The sequence below is a fragment of the Rhodococcus sp. NPDC055024 genome, assembly GCF_053608585.1.
On sequence record NZ_JBSGVT010000019.1, the window covers coordinates 86,048 to 96,553 of the forward strand.

Here is a 10,506-nt window from a genome sequence, read left to right on the forward strand (position 1 = left end):
TTCACCCTAGGTACTGGTTGCCGCGGCTAGTCTCGAGTCAGAGATTGGTCGCGGCGATCAGAACCCACAAGGATGTGAGCCAGGAATGACAGACCGTGTACGGCAGCAGGGCACAGGCCTCGAGGAAGCGACGTTGTTGACGCGTCTTCGCGAGGCCTTTTTCACGCATATCGACGAGGGTGACAGTGATGACGTCATCAACGGTCGATCGGATCGAGTCCTGCTCGCGCATCTTGCGCTCGGGCGGCAGCGGGCACAGGGCACGGCCGTATGGCGTGTGTACCGCCCGTCAGGATCCGAGGGTCTCGGCGCTGCTGTTCAGATCGTCACCGACGACATGTCGTTGCTCGTCGAGTCCGTCACCGCGATGCTCAACCGACAAGGTGTGGGAATCAGTCAATTCGCCCACCCGATCCTGACCGTCGAACGCGACGACTCGGGCAATCTGATGTCCTTGGGCGACAGCGGTATCCAAGAATCCTGGATGCATGTCCAGTTGGATTCCGAAGTCGAGGATTCCGCGCTCGACGCGATCGAAGCGCACCTCGGCAAAGTACTCGCAGACGTCCGCCAGGTGGTTGGCGACACCCCGGACATGAAGGCATTGCAACTGCGCATTGCCGACGAGTTGGCGAGCGCCGCCGAAACCGCCTCCGGCAGGATCACCCCCGAAGAGTTCTCCGACACCGCTCGACTACTTCGGTGGATGGCCGACGGAAATTACGCCGTTCTCGGGTACCGCCGATTCGAGGGCACGAAGGACGGTTCACGTACGGTCGCGGGTAGTGGACTCGGTGTGCTGCGCTCCGACGCGGTCACCGAGGGCCCGATGAGCTTGCCTCCCGTCGCAGATCTCCCGGATCGACCGCTTCTGGTCCTGACTCAGGGATCGTTCCCCGCCACGGTGCACCGCGCTGTCTACCCGTACTTCGTGGGCGTCTCGATCCTCGACGACAACGGAAACATCGTGGGGGAGCACAGGTTCCTGGGAGTGTTCACCGTTGTCGCCCTCCACGAGAACGTCCTCGCGATTCCCCTGATCGAGCGCCGCGTCCGCGAAGTCATCGCGCGTGCCGGCGTCGACCTGCATTCGTACTCCGGTCAGGCGATGCTCGAGGTCATCCAGTCGTTCCCGCGCACCGAGTTGTTCTCGAGCGATGCCGAGACCTTGTTCGAGACCGTGCACGCCGTGCACAGCATCGGATTGCGTCGGCAGGTGCGACTCTTTGTCCGCGAGGACACATTCGGACGCTTCGTATCCTGCCTGGTGTATCTACCTCGCGACCGGTACACGACGCGGGTTCGGCTGGCGATGCAAAGCCTGTTGTGGCGCGAATTCGGACCAGGCACAGTCGATTACACCGCCCGGGTTACCGAGAACGATCTTGCGTTGTTGCACGTGACGATCCGGCGCGATCCGGCCAGCGAGCCGGTTCATCTCGATGTCTCCGAGGCCAACCGCGAGCGAGTTCAGGCCCTGCTGACCGAAGTCAGTCGTAGCTGGGACGACCGCATCAACGACCTCGTTCGAGAAAGTCCGGGTGTGGATCCGGAACTGGTGCAGCGGTATTCGCGTGTACTGCCGGACGGATACAAAGAGGACTTCGAGCCGTCGCGGGCTCTCGCCGACATCGCCAGGCTCGAGGCGTTGGCACCGGGCGCGATCGACGTGCTGCTCTATCGCGCCGTGGACTCCGCGCCTGGCGCCTGGCGCTTCACCCTCTTCGTGGGCGGTGACGGTATCTCGTTGAGCCAGGTTCTGCCGGTGCTGCAGTCACTGGGCGTCGAAGTTCTCGACGAGCGGCCGCACGTCGTACAGCGCCTGGACGGCGTTCAGTGCTGGATCTACGATTTCGGATTGTCGGTACCGGCGGATCTTCGGGCGTCGGTCGAGATCGACCTCGATGCGCAGGTGCCACTCGAGACCAGTACCGCCCCGCTGACCGAGGTCCAGAAGCGCTTCACAGCCGCGTTCGGTGCAGTCTGGTTCGGCCGGGCAGAAGCTGACCGATTCAACGAGTTGGTTCTGCGCGCCGGTATGTCCTGGCGTCAAGCCGTGGTGCTGCGCGCATACGCAAAGTATCTGCGGCAGGCCACATTTCCGTACAGTCAGTTCCACATCGAAGGAATCGCACTCACGCATCCGCAGACCGCGTTTGCATTGGTCCAGTCGTTCGAGGCGATGTTCGACCCCGAGAAACAGGACGACATCCGCGTCGCGGAATTGGACGAGCAGTTGCGTGCATCCATCGACGAGGTTCTCAGCTTGGATGCCGATCGCATTCTGCGTGGAATGTTCTCGTTGGTGAAGGCGTCCTTGCGTACCAACTTCTACGTCGTCGACGCCGATGGTCGTTCTCGTGACTACCTGTCGGTCAAGCTCGATCCCTCGCGGATCAGCGAGTTGCCCAAGCCGCGGCCGGCTTTCGAGATCTACGTGTACTCGCCCGAGGTCGAAGGCGTGCACCTGCGATTCGGCGCCGTCGCGCGCGGCGGGCTCCGCTGGTCCGACCGGCGCGAGGATTTCCGGACCGAGGTGCTGGGCTTGGTGAAGGCGCAGGCCGTCAAGAACGCGGTGATCGTCCCGGTCGGCGCCAAAGGCGGCTTCGTCGTGAAGAATCCGCCCTTGCCGACGGGCGATCCGGCCGCTGATCGAACGGCGACGCTGGAAACCGGCAAGGCCTGCTACACCACGTTCATTTCCGGATTGCTCGACATCACGGACAACGTGCACGCTGCCACCGGCGAAGTCGTGACGCCGGATCGTGTGGTACGCAAGGACGATCAGGATCGCTACCTCGTCGTCGCCGCAGACAAGGGCACGGCGACGTTTTCCGATCTCGCGAATTCGGTTGCCGCCAAGTACGACTTCTGGCTCGGCGACGCGTTCGCTTCCGGCGGTTCCGTGGGATACGACCACAAGGGCATGGGTATCACCGCCCGGGGCGCCTGGGAAAGCGTCAAGCGGCACTTCCGCGAACTCGGTGTCGACACGCAGACCGAGGATTTCACGACGGTAGGCGTCGGCGACATGAGCGGTGACGTGTTCGGCAACGGAATGCTGCTCAGTCGCCACATCCGACTGGTGGGCGCGTTCGACCATCGACACATCTTCCTCGATCCGAATCCTGACGCAGCGAGTTCGTTCGTGGAGCGTCAACGGCTCTTCGAGTTACCTCGGTCGTCGTGGGCCGACTACGACACCAGCCTGATCAGTGAAGGCGGCGGGGTCTGGGATCGCACGGTCAAGTCGGTCCCGATCGCCGAAAGCGTTCGGGTCGCACTGGGGTTGGCCGAGGGAGTCACGAAGCTCTCTCCGCCGGAGTTGATGCAAGCGATCCTGTCGGCGCCGGTGGACCTACTCTGGAACGGCGGAATCGGTACGTACGTCAAAGCGTCGACGGAGACCAATGCGCAGGTCGGCGACAAGAGTAACGACGCCGTACGAGTCGACGGTCAAGATCTGCGGGTCAAGGTGATCGGTGAGGGTGGCAACCTCGGCGTGACAGCCCTGGGACGAATCGAGTTCAGCGCCAACGGCGGTCACATCAACACCGACGCCATCGACAACTCGGCCGGTGTCGACTGCTCCGATCACGAAGTGAACATCAAGATTCTTCTCGATTCGCTCGTGCGCTCGCAGTTGCTGCCGTCACCGGAACGCAATCCGCTACTGGCGTCGATGACCGATGACGTGGCCGCATTGGTGTTGGCGGACAACATCGCTCAGAACGCGCTGCTCGGAATCTCCCGCGTGACGGCGCCGCAGATGCTCGGTGTTCACCGCCGTCAGTTGACGGATCTGACCAAGGCACGTGGCCTTGACCGCAAGCTCGAGGCGTTGCCGACCGACAAGGAGATCGAGCGTCGACTCGAGGCCGGTGTGGGTCTGACGTCGCCGGAATTGGCGACGCTGACGGCGCACGTGAAGCTTTCACTCAAGGACGATCTGCTCGCAACCGAGTTGCCGGACAACGATTTCTTCGCCCAGCAGATCCCGCAGTACTTCCCGACCGCTGTTCGCGATCGGTTCGAAACGGAGATCAAGGCACACCCGTTGCGTCGGCAGATCGTCGCGACGATGCTCGTCAACGAAGTGATCGACAACGGCGGAATCACTTACGCCTACCGCTTGGCCGAAGAGACCGGAGCGAGCAGTACCGACTCGATCCGCGCCTACGCCGCTGTGCGGGAGGTCTTTGCGCTCGACGAGGTGTGGTCCCGAATCCGCTCGGCGGGCGTCAGTGCAGAGATCGAAAACGAGTTGATCGTGGAATCATGCCGACTGCTCGACCGGGCGTCGCGATGGTTCCTTGCCAATCGGCCCCAGCCGATCGCAGTCGGTGCCGAGGTTGCGCGTTACTCGGCAGCGTATCGGGCGACGGCCCCGCTGGTTCCCGGACTGCTCGCCGGCCATCAGCTCGACGATCTGCTGGTGCGCGCGCAGTCGGTGATCGACCGTGGGGCTCCGGAAGCGTTGGCGCTGGACGTGTTCCGGCTGCTCGACGTCTACTGCCTGCTCGACATCGCGGATATCGCCGACATCGCAGATCACGACATCACCGAAGTCGCGGAGCTGTACTACGCCTTGGACGCGCATCTCGGAATCGACTGGTTGCTGAGCGCGGTCTCGGGACTCGAGCGCGGCGATCGTTGGCACTCGCTTGCGCGGCTCGCGTTGCGAGACGACCTCTACAGTTCGCTTCGGCAGCTGACGATGGAGGTTCTGGCGGGCGGCGAGCCGGGGGAGTCGCCGCAGGAAAAGATCGACGAATGGGAATCGACCAACGCCTCGCGCCTGAGCCGGGCGAGGGCAGCTCTCGTCGAGATCTTCGAGTCTGGGACGCTTGACCTCGCGACGCTCTCGGTGGCGGCGCGTCAGGTTCGTAGCATGGTGCGCAGCATGGGCACCCGATCGGAGGTAGGACGTTGAGCGAAGGATTCCACGCCGAAGTAGTGGTTCGGTGGTCCGACATGGATGCCTTCCAGCACATCAACCACGCACGAATGGTGACGTTGCTCGAAGAGGCGCGGATTCCTTGGTTGTTCGAAGACTCGCGCCCGACGGTCACCCTGCGTGACGGGGCCGTGATTGCCGATCTCCATGTGCGGTACCGCGGCCAACTGCGGCACGACGATTCACCGCTCGACGTCTTCATGTGGGTGGAAAAGGTGCGCGCGGTGGACTTCACCATCGCGTACGAAGTTCGCCCTCGCGGCGCCGATCTCAGCGTCCCGCCGTCCATCGTGGCGTCGACTCAGATCGCGGCCTTCGACATCGACACACAACGTCTGCGCCGTCTCAGTGGCCCTGAGCGCGAGTACCTGGAGAGCTGGCAACGTGCATGAACGTGTACTGACCGTGCCCGAGGAGTCCGAGCGAAAGAACTTGGCCGGCTTCATCGGTCATGCGCTGCGCTTGGACGAGTCCACGGTCATCCGGATGCGTCGACGCGGAGATGCCCACCTGAGTGTCTGGGCACCAACGGGTTTCGACGCTCTGGCAACGCGAACCGTGGCGGGCACCATCAACCCCGACGACACCTCGGCTGCCGGGGATCAGTTGCTCGCGGCCGTGGAGCAGGCAACGGGTGAGCTGATCGATCCGGGGTTCGCCATGGATTCGGCGTGGCGTGGGGCGTTGCCGCCCACGGACGGCTTCGAGCACCTGGACGACGTACCTGCCCGGGTGCTGATCGAACTGGCGCAGCGGGGCAACGCCTTGGCCCAGGAGCATGGCAGCAGTCACGGTCCGCCGGCGTCGTTGCTCGATCAGGACGTACTCGAGGTCAGTGGTCCGTCCGGCACGGTCGGGATCTCGATGCGAGTTATTTTTGCCTTGACCGCAATGGGATTCGTTCCGCACGCCGGATCCGAAGCGATGACTGCCGACATCGATCTCGAACAGATCGACGCGTCGGAGTTGGTTCGGGTGCGGGCAAGCAAATCCTGGGTGCGCCTCGATGCACGATTCGGCTCGATCTACCGTCACCGCGGAGGTTCGATACCGCTGATGGTTGCACGGTAGGAGTTCAGACGACGGCCACCACCGGTGCAACGGGACCGCCGCCTGACGACGTCCGAGAGTGTTCGGTCAGATCAGCCACGCCGCCGCGTTGACGGGCAGTTGACCGTCGACGAGAGTCGCGCTGCTCAGTAGAAGCTGCCCGCTCGGCAGCGCGATGGGCACCTCCGTCGTGTTGAGGGCACAGATCAGACCACCACGCCGACGGAAAGCGAGGCAGCCGGGAGGACTGCCGTACCAATCGATGTCGGTTCCGGAGAACTCCGGCCTGGCGCTTCGAAGTTCGAGGGCGGCGCGATAGAGCGAGAGCATCGAGTCCACGTCCTCGATCTGCGCCTCCACGGTGAGCGTCGACCACTCGGGTGGCATCGGCAACCAGGTGCTCGCACCGGTGGTGAAACCGAAGGGTGGTTCGGTTCCTTCCCATGGAAGGGGCATGCGGCAACCGTCACGTCCGCGCTCGGTATGTCCGGATCGTTCCCAGACCGGGTCCTGCAGTGCGTCGTCGGGAAGGTCGACGTTCGGCAGACCGAGTTCGGCTCCGTTGTAGATGAAGCTCGCGCCCGGGAGCGCCAGCTCGACGAGGATCATTGCCCGGGCGCGGTGCGTCCCGATCTCGCCCCCGCCGTAGCGCGTGACTTCACGTTCGACGTCGTGGTTCGACAGTGTCCACGTGGGCACACCTCCGACCTCGGCGACAGCTGCGAGGGAGTTTTCCACGGCCTCGCGGACGGACTCGGCCGAGAACCCGGTTTCTGCGAGTCGGAAGTTGAATCCGAGGTGCAGTTCGTCAGGCCGGATGTATTCGCCGAACTTCTGGTTGTCCTTCACCCAGATCTCGCCGACGGTCATGGCCTCCGGGAACTCGTCCATGACCTTGCGGATTCCGCGGTGGATTTCGTGAACGGCCGGGTTGTTGAACCGCGGGTCGTCGTCGGAATTTCGCATGAGCTCGTTGAGCTCCCAGTCGTGGTCCGGCAAACCGTCAGGCTTGGCCATTCCGTGCGCCACGTCGATACGGAATCCGTCGATTCCGCGTTCGAGCCAGAAGCGCAGAGTCTTGGCGAGGTCGTCGAAGACCTCGGGGTTGTCCCAGTTCAGGTCCGGCTGCTCCTTGGCGAAGATGTGCAGGTACCACTGACCGGGTTTTCCGTCGGCTTCGGTGACGCGGGTCCATGCCGGGCCGCCGAAGATGCTCGGCCAGTTGTTCGGCGGTTCGCTGCCGTTCTCACCTTTACCGTCTCGGAAGATGTAGCGGGATCTCTCCGTAGAGCCGGGCGCCGACGCCAGAGCCACCTTGAACCACTCGTGCTGATCACTGGTGTGGTTCGGGACCAGATCCATGGTGACCTTGATTCCGCGTTCGTGGGCCGACGTGATCAGCGAATCCATCGTCGCCAGATCGCCGAACAGCGGATCGATGTCGCGAGGATCCGAGACGTCGTAGCCGTGGTCGGCCATCGGTGACTTCATTACCGGGCTCAACCAGATCGCGTCGATACCGAGAAGCTCGAGGTAGCCGAGTTTCTCCTCGACTCCGCCGAGGTCGCCGATACCGTCACTGCCCGAATCGGCAAAGGAACGCGGATAGATCTGATAGAAAACCGCCTCGTTCCACCACGGGGCTTCGGGCCGGCTTACAGAGGACGAATCCGCGGGGGTGCTCACAGCAGTTCATAGTGCCAAACGTCCGGCACTCGCACGACTTGGACACGGCAAAAGCGTGACTCTTTACCTAGCCTTGGTGTACTTTGCATTGACGCGGTGACGCCATGTGGCAACTTTGGTGTTACTGCCGGGGGAGAAACATCGAGAATTCAACCAGGGGGGCTTGGCCTTGACTTTGTCGGCAATCGAAGCGGTCAGTTTGGATCACGTACTGCTCGAAGATGATCCGATCAACCGGGACTGGATAATCTCCGGCACACCAGCTGCGCGGTCGGCGCAATGGTCGGTGAGTAAAGACGGCACCACGACCACGCACGTCTGGGATTGCACGAAGGGGCGCTTTCGCTGGTACTTCCAGGCGGACGAAATCGTGCACATCATCGAGGGGGCGGTCACCGTTCAGGCCGACGGAATCCCGAAGCGAACCCTGGGAGTCGGTGATGCCGCACTCTTCCGTGCGGGCAGTTGGTCGGAGTGGGAGGTCGACGAGTACGTGCGCAAGCATGCAATCTTGAGTTCACCGCTTCATCCCACAGTGTCGTTCGGAGTACGAGCAGCCCGCCGGGTCGCGCGCGTATTCAGACCGAAGTCGAAGTAGACCTCAGATGGCGGAGTTCACCATGGAGGCCGCTGCCATCTCCATGTAGTCGATCAACTGCTTGCGGTGCACCGGGCTCAGAGTTTTCTCGTCGATGGACGCGATGGCGACGTGCATGCACCGCAGCCACGCATCACGCTCGATCGGGCCGATCACGAAAGGATTGTGGCGCATCCGCAGACGCGGGTGCCCACGCTCCTCCGAATACGTGTGCGGCCCGCCCCAGTACTGCTCGAGGAACATCCGCATCCTCCGCTCGGCCGGGCCGAGATCGGCCTCGGGGTAGAGCGGGCGCACAACCGCGTCCTTCGCGACTTCTTCGTAGAATCGCGCGGTGAGCTTGTGAAACGTCTCGGCTCCGCCGACGGCGTCGTAGAAGGTCTGCTGCACGTCGTGCTGTACGTCATTCATGGCAACTTCCATTGTGCCTGACGGCCGTAGTGGTCGGTTTCCGGGTCGACGACGGTTGCATCAGGTCGGAGTGCGTACCCATTCACCGGAAATTCACCGGCCGTCCTGGCAATTTTGTTCGAAATGGGAGTGCGTAACGCGATCATCCGTGGTCAACTTGGGGGCAGTCTCCCGGAGGTCGTATGAAGAACCGACATGCTGCACGCAATCACCGACAACTCCAGCCCACTAGCGCGCGGAACGACCACGCGTTAGGGGCTGTTCTGGAAGTTGTTCCTGACGGGTTCGCTCACACTGCTGACCCACTTTTTTCCGAAGAACATTCTCGCCTCGAGATGTTCCCTCCCGATCGCGTCGTCCCCGAGTGGGTAAAACGTCGGGTGCTCCTGCTCAACGTCACCTACGAACCGCTGACCGCCCTTCCCGCACGGCGCGCGGTCGTACTCATGGCCTGCGGCAAGGCCGATACCGTCCACGAGGACGAACAAGGCCCGGTAGTCCATTCTGCGGACTGGTCGGTGCAGGTTCCCTCGGTCATTCGATTGCGCACCTACGTGCGTGTTCCGTATCGCGCCCGCATTCCGATGACCCGCGCCGCACTGATGCATCGTGACCATTTCCGATGTGCCTACTGCGGAGCCAAAGCCGAAACCATCGATCACGTTGTTCCTCGCAGCAGAGGTGGCGGGCATTCGTGGGAAAACTGCGTCGCGTGCTGTGCCCCATGCAATCACCGCAAGGCCGACAAGATGCTCAGCGAACTCGGGTGGACCCTCCGTGCGGAATTGGTTCCGCCGTCCGGCCCGCACTGGCGTCTGCTCGCGGCAACCAAGGAATTGCATCCGGCGTGGATGCCGTATCTCGGCGTGGGCGCAGCCTGAGCTTTGTTTCGGCGTGGGCGCAGCCTGAGCTTTGTTTCAGGGTGGGCGCAGCCTGAGTCGTGTTCCAGCGCCGCCGAAACGAAATTGGCCGAGAATTTGTGGCCCTGACGCTTTCCTTCCTGGCGTTCTGGGCTACGTTATCTGGTGTGAGCATTCTCGAGGTAGTACTGATATACGTTGGGATTCCGGCCTTGATCACCGCGTTCTTCGCGGCTGCGTCCTTCCTCGGGAAGAAGACGCCGGGACCGGTTCCGCCGGCGTTCCATCTCGGTGAGTCGTGGGATCACGCTCCCGTGCTGTGGAGTGCTGTCGACGAGGTCACCGTTCGCGGTGGCCATCACGGCAGTGCACACGCAATCGAAGCCGGTTCGGCTGATCTGATCGGAGGGTCCGCAAGTGGCAAGTGGTGATCATTCGACCGCGCTCGCAGTAGCGCCCGAGGACCTGCCGGTCGGCAGCGTCGTCACGTCCAGCGGACGTGTTTCCGGTGTGCATCGCATCGGTGAGCCGTTCACTGACGATCTTCCGTTCGAGGCCATGGATCTGGTCGCGCTCGACGTCGCGATGACCGAAGCGACTCGGGCTACCAAGGTGCGATTCAACGCGTACATCGGTGATCTCGGTTCTGATCCGGCAGCGGGTGCCGACGCATTGTTCCCGACGACGCCCGAAGCCGAGCGTTCCGTCCTGATCGCAGTCTCGCCCAACCAGCGCACCGTCGAGGTACGCAGCGGGCGGGCAATCGCCGATCGGGTCACCGATCGCGTTACGCAGCTTGGAGCAACGGCAGCTGTTGCATCCTTCAGTGAAGGCAACCTGATCGACGGACTGATCAGCGCCATTCGCGTTATGGCAGCCGCAATTTCAGCGCCCTGACTTGTAAGACACAGGCCGGTGCCCGCTTCGATTCGTGAGAATCGAAG

Annotated in this window: 9 protein-coding genes; 7 read left to right on the top strand and 2 right to left on the bottom strand. The window is 62.8% G+C overall.

The window, feature by feature from the left end:
* The first annotated feature begins 85 nt into the window (after nt 1-85).
* From ACWF6P_RS28610 to ACWF6P_RS28620, 3 genes are read left to right on the top strand one after another with little or no spacing between them, the layout of a single operon-like run.
* Nucleotides 86-4,933 (top strand): NAD-glutamate dehydrogenase, encoded by a 4,848-nt coding sequence (locus ACWF6P_RS28610; RefSeq protein WP_452623296.1) that lies wholly within the window; start codon nt 86-88, stop codon nt 4,931-4,933.
* Nucleotides 4,930-5,349 (top strand): acyl-CoA thioesterase, encoded by a 420-nt coding sequence (locus ACWF6P_RS28615; RefSeq protein WP_003944573.1) that lies wholly within the window; start codon nt 4,930-4,932, stop codon nt 5,347-5,349. Before ACWF6P_RS28610 ends, ACWF6P_RS28615 begins: the two co-directional genes overlap by 4 nt.
* Nucleotides 5,342-6,028, top strand: a complete 687-nt coding sequence (locus ACWF6P_RS28620; RefSeq protein WP_452623297.1) for a hypothetical protein — start codon at nt 5,342-5,344, stop codon at nt 6,026-6,028. Before ACWF6P_RS28615 ends, ACWF6P_RS28620 begins: the two co-directional genes overlap by 8 nt.
* A gap of 66 nt (nt 6,029-6,094) precedes the next feature.
* Here the strand turns inward: ACWF6P_RS28620 and ACWF6P_RS28625 are convergent, their stop codons facing one another.
* Nucleotides 6,095-7,693: a glycoside hydrolase family 13 protein gene (locus tag ACWF6P_RS28625; protein ID WP_452623298.1), complete on the bottom strand. Its 1,599-nt coding sequence runs from the start codon at nt 7,691-7,693 to the stop codon at nt 6,095-6,097.
* A gap of 163 nt (nt 7,694-7,856) precedes the next feature.
* Between ACWF6P_RS28625 and ACWF6P_RS28630 the strand changes: the two genes are divergently transcribed.
* Nucleotides 7,857-8,291, top strand: a complete 435-nt coding sequence (locus ACWF6P_RS28630; RefSeq protein ID WP_452623299.1) for a cupin domain-containing protein — start codon at nt 7,857-7,859, stop codon at nt 8,289-8,291.
* Nucleotides 8,292-8,294: 3 nt separating this feature from the next.
* On the opposite strand, the gene ACWF6P_RS28635 is transcribed toward ACWF6P_RS28630, so the two are convergent.
* Nucleotides 8,295-8,702 carry a globin gene (locus tag ACWF6P_RS28635; protein ID WP_452623300.1) on the bottom strand — a complete coding sequence of 136 codons (408 nt, stop codon included), beginning with the start codon at nt 8,700-8,702 and terminating at the stop codon, nt 8,295-8,297.
* Between the two features lie 182 nt (nt 8,703-8,884).
* Between ACWF6P_RS28635 and ACWF6P_RS28640 the strand changes: the two genes are divergently transcribed.
* The 3 genes from ACWF6P_RS28640 (at nt 8,885) to ACWF6P_RS28650 (ending at nt 10,459) form a co-directional block, all read left to right on the top strand.
* The gene (locus tag ACWF6P_RS28640) at nt 8,885-9,583 is read left to right on the top strand and encodes an HNH endonuclease (RefSeq protein WP_378449747.1); all 699 of its coding nucleotides are present in this window, start codon (nt 8,885-8,887) and stop codon (nt 9,581-9,583) included.
* A gap of 146 nt (nt 9,584-9,729) precedes the next feature.
* Nucleotides 9,730-9,993, top strand: a complete 264-nt coding sequence (gene ctaJ / locus ACWF6P_RS28645; protein WP_007730943.1) for an aa3-type cytochrome oxidase subunit CtaJ — start codon at nt 9,730-9,732, stop codon at nt 9,991-9,993.
* Nucleotides 9,980-10,459 carry a DUF5130 domain-containing protein gene (locus ACWF6P_RS28650; RefSeq protein WP_378449748.1) on the top strand — a complete coding sequence of 160 codons (480 nt, stop codon included), beginning with the start codon at nt 9,980-9,982 and terminating at the stop codon, nt 10,457-10,459. The genes ctaJ and ACWF6P_RS28650 overlap by 14 nt, the downstream gene beginning before the upstream one ends.
* Nucleotides 10,460-10,506 lie beyond the last annotated feature (47 nt).